This window comes from Pantoea sp. PvP021 (genome assembly GCF_054056055.1).
The window spans coordinates 1785768-1803900 of record NZ_JBSRXX010000001.1 but is presented as its reverse complement, the minus strand read 5'-3'; the positions used below and the strand labels follow the sequence as shown (position 1 = coordinate 1803900).

Below are 18133 nucleotides of genomic sequence, written 5' to 3'. Positions count from 1 at the left end.
GTTACACTGTCTGGCCCATCTCTCTCGCGTCAGGAAACGTCATGCATTGCCCATTCTGCTCCGCTGTGGACACCAAAGTGATTGATTCTCGTCTGGTTAGTGAAGGCTCTTCGGTGCGCCGCCGCCGCCAGTGTCTGATGTGTCATGAGCGTTTTACCACCTTCGAGGTGGCGGAACTGGTGATGCCACGCGTGGTGAAAAGCAATGACGTGCGCGAACCCTTTAATGAAGACAAAATGGCCAGCGGGATGATGAAAGCGCTTGAGAAGCGTCCGGTCAGCGCCGATGCGGTTGAAAGCGCCGTAAACCATATTAAAACCCAGCTGCGTGCCACCGGTGAACGTGAGATCCCCAGTAAGCTGATTGGCAATCTGGTGATGGATGAGCTGAAGAAGCTCGATAAAGTCGCCTACATCCGCTTTGCCTCGGTTTACCGCAGCTTTGAAGACATTCGTGATTTTGGCGAAGAGATCGCCCGGTTACAGGATTAAACCATGGATGAACTTTATATGGCGCGTGCGCTGGAACTGGCGCGACGCGGCCGCTTTACGACGATGCCGAACCCCAATGTGGGCTGCGTGATTGTGCGCGATGGCGAGGTGGTCGGTGAGGGCTGGCATCAGCGCGCCGGTGAACCGCATGCTGAAGTCCACGCCCTGCGCATGGCGGGCGAGAAAGCGCGTGGCGCAACCGCCTATGTCACGCTGGAGCCCTGCAGCCATCATGGCCGTACGCCACCCTGCTGTGATGCGCTGATCGCCGCTGGCGTTACCCGTGTCGTGGCCGCCATGCAGGATCCGAATCCGCAGGTAGCGGGGCGCGGACTGCACCGTCTGCATCAGGCGGGCATTGAGGTCAGCCACGGTCTGATGATGCCGGAAGCGGAGGCGCTGAATCGCGGTTTCCTCAAACGCATGCGCACTGGCTTCCCCTGGATCCAGCTCAAGCTGGGTGCCTCACTGGATGGCAGAACGGCAATGGCCAGCGGCGAAAGTCAGTGGATAACCTCGCCGGCTGCCCGTCGTGATGTGCAGCGCCTGCGTGCGCAGAGCGCCGCCATTCTCAGCAGCAGCGCCACGGTGCTGGCGGACGATCCTTCCCTGACGGTACGCTGGTCTGAACTCAATGCGGAGAGCCAGGCACTGCTTGATGAGCAGCAACTGCGTCAGCCGGTGCGGGTGATTATCGACAGCCAGAATCGCGTGACGCCGCAGCATCGGCTCATTGAGCAGCCAGGCGAAACCTGGCTGATGCGTCATCAGCCCGATCAGCAGAGCTGGCCCGCTGACGTGACGCAAATCGCTGTTCCGCTGCGCGAACAACAGCTGGACCTGGTGGCGATGATGATGCTGCTGGGACAGCGACAGATTAACAGCGTCTGGGTTGAAGCGGGCGCAACGCTGGCCGGTGCCCTGTTGCAGGCCGGACTGGTCGATGAACTGATTGTTTATCTGGCGCCTAAGCTATTAGGTCATGAAGGACGCGGGCTGTGTCAGCTGCCGGGACTGAGCCAGCTGGCTGACGCACCTGCCTTCCGTTTCAGTGATGTCCGCCAGGTCGGTGACGATTTACGCCTGACCCTGACACCACAATAACACGGTCGGAAAAGCGAGAGCACGCCGCCCAAGAGTATGATAGAATCCGCCCCCCTGCGCGGGGCCAACCAAACCCCTGAAAGGATAAGTATGAAAGTTATCGAAGCTGCTGTTGCAACGCCTGAGGCCAATGTTGCCATCGTTATCGCGCGTTTTAACAACTTCATTAATGACAGCCTGCTGGATGGCGCAGTTGACGCCCTGAAACGTATCGGCCAGGTCAAAGATGACAATATCACCGTAGTCTGGGTGCCTGGTGCATACGAACTGCCTCTGGCAGCACGCGCGCTGGCCAACACCGGCAAATATGATGCGATTATCGCACTCGGTACGGTTATTCGTGGTGGCACTGCGCACTTCGAATATGTGGCGGGTGAAGCCAGCTCCGGTATCGCCAGCGTTGCCATGAACAGCGAGATTCCTGTCGCGTTTGGCGTGCTGACCACTGAAAGCATCGAGCAGGCCATTGAGCGTGCCGGCACCAAAGCGGGTAACAAAGGTGCTGAAGCGGCTCTGACTGCGCTCGAAATGATCAACGTATTGAAAGCCATTAAAGCCTGATTTTTGTAAGGGGAATTTTGTGAAACCTGCTGCTCGTCGTCGCGCCCGTGAGTGCGCTGTTCAGGCGCTTTACTCCTGGCAGTTGTCGAATAACGACATTGCCGATGTGGAATACCAGTTTCTGGCGGAACAGGACGTCAAAGACGTCGACATTACCTACTTCCGCGAACTGCTGTCCGGTGTGGCGACCAACAGTGCGTATCTGGATGGACTGATGAAGCCCTATCTGTCGCGTCAGCTCGAAGAGCTGGGCCAGGTAGAAAAAGCTATCCTGCGCATCTCGCTGTATGAGCTGAGCAAACGTAATGATGTGCCTTATAAAGTGGCCATCAACGAAGGGATTGAGCTGGCGAAAGTCTTCGGTGCCGAAGACAGTCATAAATTTGTTAACGGCGTGCTTGATAAAGCCGGTCCACAAATTCGACCCAATCGCAAATAAACAAAAAGGCCGGCTTGCCGGCCTTTTTTCATGAAGGGTTAAGCGGAACGCAATTATGTCTTGTGGTGAATTTGAACTCATCGCACGCTACTTCAACCGCAGAACACGCAGCCGCCGTGATGTCGAACTCGGCATCGGTGACGATTGTGCGTTACTTAGCGTGCCGGAAAAACAGACGCTGGCGATCAGCACCGATACCCTGGTCGCGGGTGTGCACTTCTTACGGGATATCCATCCTGCCGATCTGGGTTACAAAGCCCTGGCTGTGAATCTCAGCGACCTTGCTGCCATGGGCGCCGACCCTGCGTGGCTGACACTGGCCTTAACGCTGCCGCAGGTCGATGAGAGCTGGCTCTCTGCCTTCAGCGAAAGCCTGTTTGAACTGCTGGAATATTACGACATGCAGCTGGTCGGCGGCGACACCACCCGTGGCCCGCTGAGCCTGACGCTGGCGATTCACGGTCTGGTGCCGCAGGGCCGTGCCCTGAAACGTTCAGGCGCGAAGCCGGGTGACTGGATTTACGTGACCGGTACGCTGGGTGACAGCGCGGCGGGCCTGGCGCTGCTGCAACATCACTGCCGCATCAGCGATCCGGCGGTGCATGAAGCGCTGATTAAACGTCATCTGCGTCCTATGCCGCGCATTCTGCAGGGCCAGGCGCTGCGTTCGCTGGCCTCCTCAGCGGTGGATCTTTCCGACGGCCTGATTTCCGATCTCGGCCACGTGCTGAAAGCCAGCGGCTGTGGCGCACGGCTTAATCTGGATGCGTTGCCCCTTTCGGCTGCGCTGCGCGACCATTTCGACCCTGAGCAGGTCCTGCGCTGGGCGCTGAGTGGCGGAGAAGATTACGAACTCTGCTTTACGGTGCCCGAGGTCAATCGCGGCGCGCTCGATGTGGCGCTGGGTCACCTGGGCGTGCCCTATACCTGCATCGGACAGATGGCGCCGGAGTCGGAAGGCTTAACGCTGCTGGATAATGGCAAGCCCGCCACATTCCGTCATAAAGGGTTTGATCACTTTGATGCTAAATAACGACGTGGCGAAGAGTCGCCTGCGGATGAGCAATCCCTGGCATCTGCTGGCGACCGGTTTCGGCAGCGGATTAAGCCCGGTCGTGCCTGGCACCATGGGATCGCTGGCGGCCATTCCGTTCTGGTGGCTGATGACCTATCTGCCGCAGGATCTCTATTCGCTGGTGGTGCTGGTCGGTATCTGCGTTGGCGTCTATCTCTGCCATCGCACCGCTAAAGATATGGGCGTACACGATCACGGCAGTATTGTCTGGGATGAGTTTATCGGCATGTGGATCACGCTGATGGCGATTCCGGTCAACAGCTGGCAATGGGTTCTGGGTGGCTTTGTGCTGTTCCGTATTCTTGATATGTGGAAGCCGTGGCCGATTCGCTGGTTTGACCGCAATGTGCATGGCGGCATGGGCATTATGGTGGATGACATTATTGCTGGCGTGATTTCCGCTGCCATGCTGTATGGCTTTGGGGTCTGGCTGGCAGGTTAACTGCCAGGGCTCATCACACCGCGACAGAAGGTGACGCCCGGGCAGGTCGTCTCCTTCTCTGATTTTATTCGAATCCTACCGGCTGATGCGGCTGATAGACCTCTTCCAGCAGTGCAACTTCCTCGTCACTCAGCGTGACATCCACCGCCTTCACCAGATCCTCAAACTGCTCAGCACGCGACGCACCAATAATCGGTGCCGTGACGGCAGGCTTGCTCAGCAGCCAGGCCAGAGCCACCTGCGCCCGCGTTACACCTTTATCTTCCGCCACCTGCGCCAGCCGCTCTGCAATCACAGCATCATTCTCTTCGGTATTGTCATAGAGCGACGCCATCACTTTGTCAGAGGCGGAACGCGCGGTATTTTCCCCCCACGGGCGGGTCAGCTTACCGCGTGCCAGCGGACTCCACGGCAGCACGGCAATCTGCTCTTGCAGGCAGAGCGGATGCATTTCACGCTCCTCTTCGCGCTGAATCAGGTTGTACTGATCCTGCATGCTGACAAAGCGATGCCAGCCCTGTTCCGACTGCATCTGCAACGCCTGAGCAAACTGACTGGCGTGCATCGACGAGGCACCGATATAACGTGCTTTGCCAGACTGCACGACTTCATGCAGCGCTTCCAGTGTCTCTTCCAGCGGCGTCTCATAATCCCAGCGGTGAATCTGCAGCAGGTCGACATACTCCATGCCGAGACGCTGCAGGCTGTCATCAATGGATTGCAGAATATTCTTGCGCGACAATCCCTGTGACAGATTGGTCAGCGGGAAATAGACTTTGGTGGCGACCACGATCTCTTCACGGCGGGCAAAGTCTTTCAGCGCCCGGCCCAGGATCTCTTCGCTGCTGCCATCTGAATAGCTGTTGGCGGTATCGAAAAAGTTGATCCCCGCGTTCAGCGCCTGCTGGATCAGCGGACGGCTGCTCGCTTCCGGCAGCGTCCAGGCATGGTTGCCGCGCGTGGGTTCGCCATAAGTCATGCAGCCAAGACAGAGACGCGACACCTGTAGATCGGTGGTACCCAGTTGAATCGTTTTCATGGTGGAGGCTCCTGCGAAAGTGCAAAGGTCTTAGCATAGCAGGATGTTGCGCTCCCCGAGGGGGGAGCGCAGAGAGGGGAGGTTACTGCGCCAGCCAGTGGGCGATCTGCTGCTGAATGCCCTCCGCGTCCAGCAGATAGTCATGACGCACTTCATCCTGCGTCCCCTGCGGGATGAACTCATCAGGCAGACCGATGTTCAGCACCGGAACAGCCAGACGTTTCGCCATGACAAACTCATTGACGCCACTGCCGGCGCCGCCTTTGATGGCGCCTTCTTCCAGCGTAATCAGCGAGTCGTGCGTGGCGGCGAGCTCGGCGATCAGCGCCTCATCCAGCGGCTTCACAAAGCGCATATCGACCAGAGTCGCATTCAGCGCTTCCGCCGTGGCGGCTGCTTCCGGCAACAGGGTGCCGAAATTCAGAATCGCCAGCTTTTCACCCTGACGTTTCACCACGGCTTTACCCAGCGGCAGGCTCTGCAGCGGTGCCAGTGGCGTGCCGACACCGGTGCCGCGCGGATAGCGCACTGCACTTGGACCATCCTGATAGTGATAGCCGGTGTAGAGCATCTGCCGACACTCATTTTCATCGCTGGGGGTCATGATCACCATATCCGGCACGCAGCGCAGATAGGCGAGATCAAACGCGCCCTGGTGAGTCTGACCATCCGCGCCAACAATACCACCGCGATCGATAGCAAACAGGACCGGCAGTTTCTGGATGGCGACGTCATGGATCAGCTGATCGTAGGCGCGCTGCAGGAAGGTGGAGTAGATAGCAACAATCGGTTTATAGCCGCCAATCGCCATACCGGCAGCGAAGGTCACGGCGTGCTGCTCGGCAATCGCCACATCGAAATATTGTTTCGGAAATTCGCGTGAGAAGGCCACCATGCCGGAGCCTTCGCGCATTGCTGGCGTAATCGCCATCAGTTTCGGATCGTCGGCGGCCATTTCGCACAGCCAGTTACCGAAGATTTTAGAGTAGCTCGGCAGGCCTTCTGCGCTTTTTGGCAGTTCGCCAATCGCAGGATCAAATTTAGGCACGGCGTGCCAGGCAATCGGATCTTCCTCTGCCGGGGCGTAGCCTTTGCCTTTCTTCGTCATGATATGCAGGAACTGCGGCCCTTTCAGGCTGCGCATGTTGCTCAGCGTATTGACCAGCGTCAGCACATCGTGCCCATCTACCGGGCCGATATAATTAAAGCCCAGCTCTTCGAACAGCGTGCCCGGCACGACCATGCCTTTGAGATGCTCTTCGGTGCGTCTTACCAGCTCTTTAATCGGTGGCAGGCTGGTCAGCACACGCTTGCTGCCTTCGCGCAGTCGCGCGTAGGTTTTACCCGACAGGATCTGCGCCAGACGGTTATTCAGCGCGCCGACGTTTTCGGAGATCGACATCTCGTTGTCGTTGAGGATCACCAGCATGTCCGGCTTAATATCACCGGCGTGGTTCATCGCCTCAAACGCCATGCCAGCGGTGATGGCGCCATCGCCAATAATACAGGCGGTGCGACGACCCTGACCTTCACGTTCTGCCGCCGCGGCCATGCCGAGACCGGCACTGATGGAGGTTGACGAGTGACCGACGCTCAATACGTCATATTCACTTTCGCCGCGCCATGGAAACGGGTGTACGCCATTTTTCTGACGAATCGTACCGATGCGATCGCGGCGACCGGTCAGAATTTTATGGGGATAAGCCTGATGACCCACATCCCATACCAGATGGTCAAAGGGGGTGTTATAGACATAATGCAGCGCAACCGTCAGTTCGACCACGCCCAGACCCGACGCAAAATGGCCGCTGGAGCGGCTTACACTGTCTAACAGATACTGACGCAGTTCATCACAGAGCGCAGGCAACTTCTCTTTCGGCAGGGCGCGCAGCTCCTGAACCGTGTTTGCCAGCGCCAGTGTCGGGTATTTAGCAATATCAAAACTCATCAGAGACTCATTATGGAAGTTATTTGTCGCGTTCAATTATGAAGCTCGCCAGCGCCTGCAGTGCTGTAGTGTTATAAGAGTGCGCAGCGAGCATTTCTAACGTATCAAGTGCTTCCTGATACAAATCCCGCGCTTTAGCTTGGGCATTTTCAAGGCCTAACAGTGAAGGATAGGTGCTTTTTCCCAGATGCTGATCGGCACCCTGGCGTTTTCCGATCACCGCTGTGTCACCGATCACATCCAGAATGTCGTCCTGCACCTGAAACGCGAGACCAATGGCCTCTGCATAGCGGTCGAGCAGCGGCAGGGCTTCACGGCCAGCATCACCCGCCGTTAAGGCGCCTAATCGTACCGCTGAACGGATCAGCGCGCCGGTTTTATGACGATGGATCTGCTCCAGCTGGTCCAGATCCACAGATTTACCTTCCGCCGCTAAATCAAGCGCCTGTCCGCCACACATGCCGGCCACGCCGCTGGCTTTCGCCAGTTCAGAGAGCATCATCAGACGATATTCAGCGCTGACACCGGGCATTGCTTCGTCGGCCAGAATTGAAAAGGCCAGCGTCTGCAGGGCGTCGCCCGCCAGAATCGCGGTATCTTCGCCATATTTAATGTGACAGGTTGGCTGCCCGCGACGCAGTGCGTCGTCGTCCATTGCGGGGAGATCGTCATGAATCAGAGAGTACGCATGAATGCATTCAACCGCGGCGGCGGGGGCATCCAGACTCGCCGGGTCGGCGTGGAGCATTTCGCCGGTAGCGTAGACCAGAAAAGGACGCAGGCGTTTACCGCCTAATAATGCCCCATAATGCATGGCATTCACCAGAGGAGAACTCTGAAAAGGAAGTGGCTCTATAAAACGCGTCAGCGCGGCGTTAACCTGCTGCTGATACGCGTCGAGTAATCGGGCGAAATCCATTAGCTGTTTTCCGGCGTGAAAGCAGTGAGGTCGGCATCTTTATCATCGTTCAGCAGAATACGGACCCGCTGTTCAGCCTGCTGCAGCGTCTGCTGGCCAGTCCGCGCCAGCTGCACGCCGCGCTCAAATTCGTTCAGGGCTTCTTCCAGCGGCAGTTCACCACTTTCCAGACGGCTGACAATCTGCTCCAGCTGCTGCAATGACGTTTCAAAGCTGGCTGGCTGTTCGGCTTTTTTCGGCATATTTCGTGTCGACTCACGGTTGGGACATTATCTCGCAATCGGTCATGGTAGCTGAGACCCTATGATTAGCAAAATAATCAATGCGGCGGCTGATGAAGAAGCAGTCACCTGACAAAGGTGATATACTCCCGCGCCTCGGATGCGGTTGCGCCTTGCAGCCCGCAATTTTGTGATTTTACCAGCTAAGTGCTGCCTGTTTTAGCACTTATTTGCCCAACGAAGCTGTGTCGCCGCCATGAAGTTTATCATCAAGTTATTTCCTGAAATCACCATCAAGAGTCCGTCGGTGCGTTTGCGCTTTATCAAGATTCTTGCCAGCAATATCCGCAACGTCCTGAAAACCGTTAGCGACGAAATCGCCGTTGTGCGTCACTGGGATCACATTGAAGTGCGTTCGAAAAATCCGGTGCTGCGGGACATTATTCCCGATGAGCTGACGCGCATTCCGGGGATTCATCACGTTTTAGCGGTTGAAGATCGTGAGTACACCGATATTCATCACATCTTTGAACAGACTTTAGTGCAGTATCGCGACAGCCTTGAAGGGAAGAGCTTCTGCGTGCGTGTTAAGCGTCGTGGTAAGCATAGCTTCAGTTCACAGGATGTGGAGCGCTATGTTGGCGGTGGTCTGAATCAGCATATTGAAAGCGCCCGCGTACAGCTTAAAAACCCGGACGTGACGGTGAATCTTGAAGTTGAAGAGAATCGTCTGACGCTGGTGACTGCGCGCTACGAAGGTCTGGGCGGTTTCCCGATCGGCACGCAGGAAGATGTGCTGTCGCTGATTTCCGGTGGCTTTGACTCCGGCGTCTCCAGCTATATGCTGCTGCGTCGCGGCAGCCGCGTACATTACTGCTTCTTTAATCTTGGCGGTGCCGCCCATGAGATTGGCGTCCGTCAGGTTGCGCACTATCTGTGGAATCGTTTTGGTCGTTCACACCGCGTGCGGTTCGTGGCGATCAATTTTGAGCCGGTAGTGGGTGAGATCCTCGAAAAAGTGGATGACGGTCAGATGGGTGTGGTGCTGAAGCGCATGATGGTGCGTGCCGCCTCGTCGATTGCTGAGCGCTACGGCGTGCAGGCGCTGGTTACCGGTGAAGCGGTGGGTCAGGTGTCGAGCCAGACGCTGACCAACCTGCGCCTGATTGATAACGCCTCTGATACGCTGATTCTGCGTCCGCTGATCTCTCATGACAAAGAGCACATCATCAGGATTGCCCGTGAGATTGGCACCGAAGATTTCGCCAGCACCATGCCGGAATATTGCGGTGTCATCTCAAAAAGCCCGACCGTGAAAGCGGTGAAAGAGAAGATCGAGGCTGAAGAGCAGAATTTCGACTTCACGATTCTGGATCGGGTCATTGAAGAGGCGACCAACGTCGATATCCGTACCATCGCTGAGCAGACAGAAGAGGAGGTGGTTGAAGTTGAGACTGTCGCCCTGCTGAGCGAGAACGACGTGGTGCTGGATATCCGCTCTATTGATGAGCAGGAAGAGAAGCCTCTGGCACTGAAAGCTACGGAGGTGAAGTCGCTGCCGTTCTACAAACTCAGTACGCAGTTTGGCGATCTCGATCAGAACCGGACCTGGTTGCTCTACTGCGATCGTGGTGTGATGAGCCGTCTGCAGGCACTCTATCTGCATGAGCAGGGCTTTAAAAACGTGAAAGTCTACCGCCCGTAGTGACGCCTCAGAGCCAGTCAGCGCCTGTTCAGGTCTGACTGGCTGCATTGTCTTAAAACAGATTGTTCAACTCAGCGTGTTTACGCCTGATAGTCATAAATGCCGGGAGCAAGCACCAGCTGTGCGGCCACTTCGCGCGCCATCTCTTTTCCCACCAGCAGATCGATCAGCTTTAGCGCAAAATCCATTGCCGTGCCTGGCCCCTGGCTGGTCAGCAGATTGACGCGGGGATCCCAGACCACACGCCGCTCCATCCACTTGTCTGACGGAATGGTCTCTTTTAAGCCGGGAAAGCCAGTCATGTTACCGACCGGGAAGAGATCGTGGGGGATGAGTACCGTGCCTGCTGCTGCGCAGATAGCGGCGACGATCCTTTCATTGAGGTGAAACTGGCGTACCGTTTCGACTAACAGCGGACTGTCACGGAAGGTTTCGGCGCCTTTCAGGCCGCCGGGCAGGACGATGGCGGCGAAATCATTGTCGGCGACTTCAACCAGCGTCACGTCAGCCAGCAGACGAACACCGCGTGAGCAGACGATCTCCCGGTTGCCGTCGCTTTCGACGCTGGCGGTGACGACGTTCAGCCCGGCCCGTACCAGCAGGTCGATGGTGGTGACGGCTTCGGTTTCTTCACTGCCATGTGCCAGGCAAACCAGCACTGATGCGTTCGCGGTCATAATGGGACTCCTTGCGTTTTACAATGTCATACAGACGGGTATTCTCCGTCAGCACCAGGCCGTGCGTCCGGGCGCGGCGCAGCAGAAAACCGCTGATATAGTCGATTTCGGTAAGACGCTGGGCGCGTATGTCCTGCAGCATCGAAGAGGTGTTGGCCGCGGTGCTTTCAATCACGTCGAAGATGATGTCCTGCAGGCTTTCGCTGGCAACGTTCTGACCTTCGCGCTCCATGACCCAGCTGATCTCTTCGCACAGTTGCGCGATCTGCTCCGGATAAGCGCGCAGGGCACCGTTCTGGCACTCATACTCCACGCTAAGCGGATTGATGATGCAGTTCACTGCCAGCTTGCGCCAGCAGGCCGCCCGGATGTTGTCATGCCAGGCGACATCAGGCAGGGCATGATGCAGGATATCGGCGAGATCGCTGTAAGCGGCGCTTTTGCGGTTACCGGGGCCGATGTGGGTAATGCCACTGGCGATGTGTTTAATAACGGTGCCGTCGCGCATCGCCGCATGGGTGGTGACGCCGCGCAGCAGCGGCTGAGTCAGCCCTTTCAGCTCTTCCAGCGTCCCCATGCCGTTGTGCAGCAGGAGCACCGGGCAGTTTTCTGGCAGCACGCTTTCCAGGTTTTTCACCGCGGGCGAGACCTGCGGGGCTTTGAGCGTAACCAGCAGCAGCTGGCTTTCTGCCAGAAACAGCGGATCGTTGGCGATAAACGTGCGGTTCGAAATGTTACCCTGTGGATCAATCACATTGGCTGAACAGTAGGGCTGCGGCACCCGCAACCATCCCTGCACCTCATGTCCCTGGCGGGCAAGGGTTGTCATCCAGATCTGACCCAGAGCGCCGCAACCTAACACGGTAATTTTCATGCTGCCTCCCGCTGGCGGGCTATCCATCTATTATTTACTGTCACACTGTCATTATAGCGTTGTGTGCAGCCTGATTTTATTTAGCACCTTAAGACGCGTATTATGCATGTCACTTTAGCGTCAGGAGAAGAAGAGATGCCATCTTTCGATATCGTTTCAGAAGTCGATCTGCAGGAAATTCGCAATGCGGTGGAAAATGCCAACCGTGAAGTGTCTACCCGCTTCGATTTCCGCAACGTGAGCGCCGAGTTTGAGCTCAACGAAAAGAATGAAACCATCAAAATCACCAGCGAGTCCGATTTTCAGGTTAAGCAGCTGGTGGATATTTTGCGTGAGAAGTTACTGAAGCGCGGGATTGAAGGCGGTGCTTTAGAGGTGCCGGAAGAGATTGAGCACAGCGGCAAAAGCTGGGCGGTCGATGCCAAACTGAAAAAAGGCATTGAAAGCGACGTGGCGAAGAAGCTGGTGAAGCTGATCAAAGACAGCAAGCTGAAAGTGCAGACCCAGATTCAGGGTGAAGCATTGCGTGTAACCGGCAAAGCGCGTGATGATTTGCAGGGTGCGATGGCAATCGTGCGCGGCAGCAATCTGGGGCAGCCATTCCAGTTTAAAAACTTCCGCGATTAAGCGGGGGCCGGCTGAATTTCAGCATGAATGCAGTGATAAAAACCCGGCTAAGGCCGGGTTTTTTGTTGTTGAGTTTGGGTGGGCTTCTGTCGCTTTAAACAAGTCGAAATTCTGGAGAGAGTTGGGAGCTGTAGGGCGTCTGTGCGATCGCGCGCTTGCTCAGGGAGCCTGTGCCTTTCGCAAAGACGCAAAAGCGCCATCCATGGCGGCTCAGCGCGGGCGATTACGCACCTCATCCCTGAGGTGCGCCCGTAGCCGGGCCAACGCGTTGCGTTGTTCAAAAACGCTCCCGGCGTTTTTGTCCCTGGCCCGCGATGCTTTGCTACAGGCACAGGCTCCCATCGCCTTGGATTTATGAGTTGTCTGTAAGAAGGCTTGTGCCGAGTTTGGCGCGGTTGAGCCTATGCTGGCCCCCTTGCTTTGAGTTTATAAGCTGTCTGAAACCAGGATTGAGTTGGATTTGAGTCTATTAACAGATTCAAATCCTGGGGGAACTTAGCAGCAACTCAAAAGCTCAGGGGCGCAGGGAACACGGTCAGAGGAGGAAAGCGTCCCGCGCCAGGGACGGCGCGGGCCGAGCGTGCCATGGATGGCGGCTTTTGCGACTTTCCGATCTGACCGTGTTCCCTGAGCCAGCTCGATCCTGAAGCGAAACGAGCTGACGTTATCACTAAACTTTTTAAGCTAACAACTACCCAGCAGAGCTTCCAGCTCAGGGCGGCTGGTAACCTTGCTATCAATTTTGATGTAGGCGCTTTTCTCTTCGGGCACGATAAACACAGAGTTAACGCCCGGCTGCGCTTTCAGGCGCTGCTCCAGATTCGGCACGGCCAGTGCGGCATCACTCAGCACGATGCGCAGGCTGCTGACATAAGGCGGTTCCTGCATTGTCATGCTGACAAACAGCCAGGCTGCGGCCACCATCGCGCCAACCAGGAATACGGTCTGCGCATCGAAATGACCAAATACCCAGCCACCCATGCTGCCGCCAACGGCCACGCCCAGGAACTGGCTGGTGGAGTAGATCCCCATCGCCGTGCCTTTGTAGCCCGCAGGCGACTCTTTACTGATCAGCGAAGGCAGAATCGCTTCCATCAGGTTGAAGGCGAAGAAGAAGAGCTGAACTCCCACCACCAGCGTCCAGAAATGTCCTTCCGCGCCCCACAATACGATCTCGGCAATGACAATCATCCCGACGCAGCCGACAAAGACACGCTTCATGCGGCGCTTCACTTCGGCATAAATGATAAAGGGTACTACGCCGGCAAAAGCGATCAGCATGGTGGAGAGATAGACTTTCCAGTGTTCGGGAGCCGGGAAGCCTGCCTGTTCAAACTGCCCCGGCAACGCGACAAAGCTCGACATCAGCAGGACGTGCAGGCAGAAAATACCGATATTAAGCTTCACCAGACGTGGGTTAGCCAGCACTTTGCGGAAGCTGCCTTTAACCATGCCTGATTCACGGTTCAGAACATGATGGGAGGCCGATGGCACCACCAGCAGAGTGATCACGATACCCAGCGACGCCAGAATCGCAATCATCCAGAACAGCGCATGCAGGCCCAGTGCGTGAGTAACAATCGGGCCGACCACCATGGCGATCGCGAAGGTAACGCCAAAACTGATGCCGATAAACGCCATCGCTTTGGTGCGGTTCTGCTCACGGGTTAAATCGGATAACAGCGCCATCACGGCAGCGGCAATCGCGCCTGAGCCCTGAAGTGCACGGCCCAGAATAATGCCCCAGATGGAGTCGGTGCAGGCAGCAATAATACTGCCCAGGACAAACAGCAACAGTCCGCCAACGATCAGCGGCTTACGCCCGATGCGATCGGAGAGCAGACCAAAAGGAATCTGAAATATCGCCTGGGCAAGGCCATAAATGCCGATTGCCAGGCCAATTAAGGTTTCACTCGCGCCCTGTAATGCCATGCCATAAGTGGTCAGTACCGGCAGGACCATAAACATTCCCAGCATGCGCAGGGAAAAGACCGTACCGAGGCCCCATGTGGCGCGCAGCTCCACCGGAGTCATTTTATTATCGTTCATTCCAACCTCTGTTAATGTGCTGCATTTATTCTAGGGGGCGGGGCAGGGCGGGTAAAACAATAGTTTTTAAGCAGTGGTAACAAAAAGAAAGGGCGCGAAAATCGCGCCCTTTTCATGCTGTATCGGTGCCGGTTACCAGACGTAAGTCAGCAGGTCCTTCGAGGCCGGAGCCATCGAATCCACCGACATCATCACGCTCAGTGCGGTGATGGTCACGATAGAGAAGACAAACAGTTTACGCGCCCAGACACGGTCATCAGCGGTTTTATAACCCGATAACGCCATGCCCAGCCACCAGACGCTGACCGCAGCAGCCACCACCAGATATTTGTAGCCCGCGTAGCCTCCCAGCGTCAGCATCAGCGTGGCAATCATAAACGCCAGGATATAGAGCGTAATATGATTTTTAGCCACGGAAATGCCTTTCACCACCGGCAGAACCGGGATGTTCGCTGCCTGGTAATCTTTAAAGCGGAAGATGGCAATCGCGTACGAATGCGGCATCTGCCACAGGCTAAAGATCGCCAGCAGGATTAATGCGCCAGCATCAAACTGGTTAGAGACCGCGCAGTAGCCGATAACCGGCGGCGCAGCACCCGACAGACTGCCAATCAGCGTACCGTAAACGGAATTACGCTTCATGTAGAGACTGTAGATGCCCACGTACACCACGAAGCCCATCACCGCCAGCCACATGGCCAGCGGATTAGCACCGAAGTAGAGCAACGCAAAGCCAGCAATACCCAGCACAGTGGCATAAACCAGGCTTACTTTCGCGGAGATGAGGCCTTTTACCAGCACCCGATTCCTGGTTCTCTCCATCTTGATGTCAATGTCGCGGTCGATCACGTTGTTAAACACACAACCCGATGCAACCACCAGTGACACGCCCACCAGGGTGATGAGAAACAGGGCGTAATCCGTGTTGCCTTTGGAAGCCAACAGAAATCCGCCGATCACAGAAATTAAATTCCCGAAAATAATTCCTGGTTTTGTAACTTGCAGGTATTGCTTAAACATTACGCGTGACTCTTTAGTGAGGCATCATGTTGTAGTTGAGGTTCCACATGATCCACAGTGAGCCTACTACGACAATCAGGATGATGATGGCCGAGAAGACAATGGCTACCATGTTCCAGCCACCCTCAGATTTGCTGTCTAAGTGCAGGAAGTAGACCAGGTGAACCAGCACTTGAATCACCGCACATACCAGAACAACACCAAGGATAGTACCGTGAGATGCACTGCCATCCATTACCATCCAGAACGGGATCGCCGTCAGGATGATAGAGAGGATGAAGCCGATCATGTAGGACTTCACGCTACCGTGTGAAGCGCCATGTTCGTTAACAGAATGACTCATTACATGGCTCCCATCAGGTAAACAACGGTGAAGACGCAAATCCAGACCACGTCCAGGAAGTGCCAGAACAGGCTCAGACACATGATACGGGTGCGGTTAGTCGCGTTCAGGCCACGTTTGGAAATCTGGAACATCAGAACCAGCATCCAGATCAGACCTGAGGTCACGTGCAGACCGTGGGTACCGACCAGCGTAAAGAAGCCAGACAGGAAGCCACTGCGATCCGGACCAAAGCCTTCAGCAATCAGGTGATGGAATTCATAGATTTCCATCCCGATGAAGCCCAGACCGAACAGGAAGGTCAGCGCCAGCCAGCCGATAACGGCACCTTTTTGCTCCTTGTTCATGGAGATAACAGCCATGCCGTAAGTGATCGAACTCAACAGCAGCAGGGCGGTTTCTACCAGAACAAACGGCAGCTCAAAGATATCTTTACCTGCCGGGCCACCGGCAGTGTTGTTGACCATGACAGCATAGGTCGCAAACAGGGTTGCGAAGATAATGCAGTCACTCATCAGGTAGATCCAGAAGCCAAAGACTTTATTGGCTCCTGCATCGTGATGCCCATGCTCCGCATGGGCGTCGTGGTGATGTTTAATCAGAGTTTCAGTTGACATTATTTCAGACCTGCTTTGCTGATTTCGTCAAAGTGCTGGTTCTCAATCTTCTGAACTTCGGCAACTGGAACGTAGTAATCCACGTCTTCGTCGAAGCTCTTCACGATCCAGGAAACGATCATGCCGAGGAATGAAACACCCGCCAGCCACCAGATATGCCAGATCAGCGCGAAACCCATTACCGTTGCAAATGCGCAGATGATAATTGCGGCACCGCTGTTTTTCGGCATATGAATCTCTTCATAAGATTCCGGCTGTTTGTACGCTTCGCCTTTCTCTTTCATTTCCCAGAAAGCGTCACGCTCATGCACATGCGGGATGACAGCAAAGTTATAGAACGGTGGTGGTGAAGAGGTTGCCCACTCCAGCGTACGACCGCCCCATGGGTCACCCGTCACATCACGGTTCTGATCGCGGTCACGTACCGAGACGTAGAACATGGTCAGCTGACACAGAATACCCAGCGCAATCAGACCGGCACCGCCCGCAGCTACCACCAGTAAGGTGTGGAACTGTGGATCGATATCCTGGCTCAGACGACGTGTCATACCCATGAAGCCCAGTGCGTACAGCGGCATAAAGGCAACGAAGAAGCCAATGATCCAGAACCAGAATGCGCGCTTGCCCCAGGTTTCATTCAGGGTGAAGCCAAATGCTTTCGGGAACCAGTAGGTCACGCCCGCCATACAACCGAACACCACACCACCGATGATAACGTTATGGAAGTGTGCAATCAGGAACAGGCTGTTGTGCAGAATAAAGTCAGCACCCGGAACGGCCAGCAGTACGCCGGTCATACCCCCTACAGAGAAGGTTACCAGGAAGCCAACGGTCCACAGCATGGCAGAGTGCATCTGAATGCGGCCCTGATACATGGTGAACAGCCAGTTAAAGATTTTAACCCCGGTCGGAATCGCGATGATCATCGTCATGATACCGAAGAAGGCGTTAACGTTGGCACCCGCACCCATGGTGAAGAAGTGGTGCAACCAGACGATAAACGACAGCACGGTAATGGCGATGGTCGCCCACACCAGTGAGGTATAACCAAACAGACGTTTTTTGGAGAAGGTCGCGGTAATTTCTGCGAACACACCAAACACCGGCAGTACCAGGATATACACTTCCGGATGGCCCCAGACCCAGATCAGGTTGACGTACATCATCATGTTCCCGCCCATTTCATTGGTGAAGAAATGGAAGCCGAGATAACGATCAAGGGTCAACAGCGCCAGGGTCACGGTCAGAACCGGGAACGCAGCGATGATCAGGACGTTGGTGCACAGCGCGGTCCAGGTAAATACCGGCATTTTGAACAGGCTCATGCCCGGTGCACGCATCTTCAGGATGGTCACGAAGAAGTTAATACCGGTTAAGGTCGTACCAATACCTGAAAGCTGAAGGCTCCAGATCCAGTAATCGACCCCGACCCCGGGACTGTACTCCGCGCCGGAGAGCGGCGGATAAGCCAGCCAGCCGGTCTGTGCGAACTCGCCCACACCCAGAGACAGGTTAACCAGGATCACACCGACCGCAGTAAACCAGAAGCTCAGGTTGTTCAGGAACGGGAACGCAACGTCACGTGCACCAATCTGCAACGGAACCGCGATGTTCATCAGGCCAACCACAAACGGCATCGCCACGAAGAAGATCATAATCACGCCATGCGCGGTAAAGATCTGGTCGTAGTGGTGCGGTGGCAGAATGCCCGCTTCACCGGCCGAAGCCATAACCTGCTGGGTACGCATCATAATGGCATCAGCGAAACCACGAATCAGCATGACGAACGCCATGATGATGTACATGATACCCAGGCGTTTGTGGTCGACTGACGTCAGCCATTCAGACCACAGATATTTCCACTTACCAAAATAGGTGAGCGCAGCAACCAGCGCTGCACCACCTATCAGGATAGCGGCAACCGTAACCATGATAATCGGCTCATGGTACGGCACTGCATCAAGTGTTAATTTTCCGAACAT

19 protein-coding genes are annotated in these 18133 nt (G+C 55.7%); 8 read left to right on the top strand and 11 right to left on the bottom strand.

Annotation, left to right across the window (positions count from 1 at the left end; all coding sequences use genetic code 11):
• Window positions 1-41: 41 nt before the first annotated feature.
• The 6 genes from nrdR to pgpA all read left to right on the top strand — a co-directional run bounded on the left by nrdR (window position 42) and on the right by pgpA (window position 4112).
• On the top strand, window positions 42-491 hold the full coding sequence (gene nrdR, locus ACVKSX_RS08470) for a transcriptional regulator NrdR (RefSeq protein ID WP_009091750.1): 450 nt from the start codon (window positions 42-44) through the stop codon (window positions 489-491).
• A gap of 3 nt (window positions 492-494) precedes the next feature.
• Complete coding sequence (ribD, locus tag ACVKSX_RS08465; RefSeq protein WP_031592195.1) at window positions 495-1595, top strand: bifunctional diaminohydroxyphosphoribosylaminopyrimidine deaminase/5-amino-6-(5-phosphoribosylamino)uracil reductase RibD; 1101 nt, start codon at window positions 495-497, stop codon at window positions 1593-1595.
• A 90-nt stretch (window positions 1596-1685) separates the two neighbouring features.
• The gene (gene ribH / locus ACVKSX_RS08460; protein ID WP_010255369.1) at window positions 1686-2156 is read left to right on the top strand and encodes a 6,7-dimethyl-8-ribityllumazine synthase; all 471 of its coding nucleotides are present in this window, start codon (window positions 1686-1688) and stop codon (window positions 2154-2156) included.
• Between the two features lie 19 nt (window positions 2157-2175).
• Window positions 2176-2595 carry a transcription antitermination factor NusB gene (nusB, locus tag ACVKSX_RS08455; protein ID WP_010255372.1) on the top strand — a complete coding sequence of 140 codons (420 nt, stop codon included), beginning with the start codon at window positions 2176-2178 and terminating at the stop codon, window positions 2593-2595.
• 55 nt (window positions 2596-2650) lie between these two features.
• Window positions 2651-3628: a thiamine-phosphate kinase gene (gene thiL, locus ACVKSX_RS08450; RefSeq protein WP_010255374.1), complete on the top strand. Its 978-nt coding sequence runs from the start codon at window positions 2651-2653 to the stop codon at window positions 3626-3628.
• Complete coding sequence (gene pgpA / locus ACVKSX_RS08445) at window positions 3618-4112, top strand: phosphatidylglycerophosphatase A (protein ID WP_031293112.1); 495 nt, start codon at window positions 3618-3620, stop codon at window positions 4110-4112. The genes thiL and pgpA overlap by 11 nt, the downstream gene beginning before the upstream one ends.
• Window positions 4113-4176: 64 nt before the next feature.
• Here the strand turns inward: pgpA and ACVKSX_RS08440 are convergent, their stop codons facing one another.
• The 4 genes from ACVKSX_RS08440 to xseB all read right to left on the bottom strand — a co-directional run bounded on the left by ACVKSX_RS08440 (window position 4177) and on the right by xseB (window position 8260).
• Window positions 4177-5151, bottom strand: coding sequence for an aldo/keto reductase (locus ACVKSX_RS08440; protein WP_010255378.1), 975 nt, complete (start codon window positions 5149-5151; stop codon window positions 4177-4179).
• A gap of 82 nt (window positions 5152-5233) precedes the next feature.
• Window positions 5234-7099 carry a 1-deoxy-D-xylulose-5-phosphate synthase gene (gene dxs, locus ACVKSX_RS08435; RefSeq protein ID WP_010255380.1) on the bottom strand — a complete coding sequence of 622 codons (1866 nt, stop codon included), beginning with the start codon at window positions 7097-7099 and terminating at the stop codon, window positions 5234-5236.
• A gap of 19 nt (window positions 7100-7118) precedes the next feature.
• On the bottom strand, window positions 7119-8018 hold the full coding sequence (gene ispA, locus ACVKSX_RS08430; RefSeq protein WP_033785424.1) for a (2E,6E)-farnesyl diphosphate synthase: 900 nt from the start codon (window positions 8016-8018) through the stop codon (window positions 7119-7121).
• Complete coding sequence (gene xseB / locus ACVKSX_RS08425) at window positions 8018-8260, bottom strand: exodeoxyribonuclease VII small subunit (protein WP_010255382.1); 243 nt, start codon at window positions 8258-8260, stop codon at window positions 8018-8020. The genes ispA and xseB overlap by 1 nt, the downstream gene beginning before the upstream one ends.
• Window positions 8261-8495: 235 nt before the next feature.
• Here xseB and thiI point away from each other — a divergent pair, with 235 nt between their 5' ends.
• The gene (gene thiI / locus ACVKSX_RS08420) at window positions 8496-9944 is read left to right on the top strand and encodes a tRNA uracil 4-sulfurtransferase ThiI (RefSeq protein WP_323168949.1); all 1449 of its coding nucleotides are present in this window, start codon (window positions 8496-8498) and stop codon (window positions 9942-9944) included.
• An 80-nt stretch (window positions 9945-10024) separates the two neighbouring features.
• Here the strand turns inward: thiI and yajL are convergent, their stop codons facing one another.
• Both yajL and panE read right to left on the bottom strand, forming a co-directional pair.
• The gene (gene yajL, locus ACVKSX_RS08415) at window positions 10025-10621 is read right to left on the bottom strand and encodes a protein deglycase YajL (protein ID WP_010671202.1); all 597 of its coding nucleotides are present in this window, start codon (window positions 10619-10621) and stop codon (window positions 10025-10027) included.
• Window positions 10575-11495 carry a 2-dehydropantoate 2-reductase gene (panE, locus tag ACVKSX_RS08410; RefSeq protein ID WP_033756769.1) on the bottom strand — a complete coding sequence of 307 codons (921 nt, stop codon included), beginning with the start codon at window positions 11493-11495 and terminating at the stop codon, window positions 10575-10577. The genes yajL and panE overlap by 47 nt, the downstream gene beginning before the upstream one ends.
• Window positions 11496-11630: 135 nt before the next feature.
• Between panE and ACVKSX_RS08405 the strand changes: the two genes are divergently transcribed.
• On the top strand, window positions 11631-12122 hold the full coding sequence (locus ACVKSX_RS08405; RefSeq protein WP_003852530.1) for a YajQ family cyclic di-GMP-binding protein: 492 nt from the start codon (window positions 11631-11633) through the stop codon (window positions 12120-12122).
• A 684-nt stretch (window positions 12123-12806) separates the two neighbouring features.
• Here the strand turns inward: ACVKSX_RS08405 and ACVKSX_RS08400 are convergent.
• The 5 genes from ACVKSX_RS08400 to cyoB form a co-directional block, all read right to left on the bottom strand.
• Window positions 12807-14171 carry an MFS transporter gene (locus tag ACVKSX_RS08400; RefSeq protein WP_010255391.1) on the bottom strand — a complete coding sequence of 455 codons (1365 nt, stop codon included), beginning with the start codon at window positions 14169-14171 and terminating at the stop codon, window positions 12807-12809.
• Window positions 14172-14303: 132 nt separating this feature from the next.
• On the bottom strand, window positions 14304-15191 hold the full coding sequence (cyoE, locus tag ACVKSX_RS08395; protein ID WP_010255394.1) for a heme o synthase: 888 nt from the start codon (window positions 15189-15191) through the stop codon (window positions 14304-14306).
• 13 nt (window positions 15192-15204) lie between these two features.
• Entirely contained in the window at window positions 15205-15534 is a 330-nt protein-coding gene (locus ACVKSX_RS08390) for a cytochrome o ubiquinol oxidase subunit IV (RefSeq protein ID WP_008924889.1), read from the bottom strand.
• Window positions 15534-16151, bottom strand: coding sequence for a cytochrome o ubiquinol oxidase subunit III (locus ACVKSX_RS08385; protein ID WP_009091720.1), 618 nt, complete (start codon window positions 16149-16151; stop codon window positions 15534-15536). The genes ACVKSX_RS08390 and ACVKSX_RS08385 overlap by 1 nt, the downstream gene beginning before the upstream one ends.
• Window positions 16151-18133: a cytochrome o ubiquinol oxidase subunit I gene (gene cyoB, locus ACVKSX_RS08380; RefSeq protein WP_010255400.1), complete on the bottom strand. Its 1983-nt coding sequence runs from the start codon at window positions 18131-18133 to the stop codon at window positions 16151-16153. Before cyoB ends, ACVKSX_RS08385 begins: the two co-directional genes overlap by 1 nt.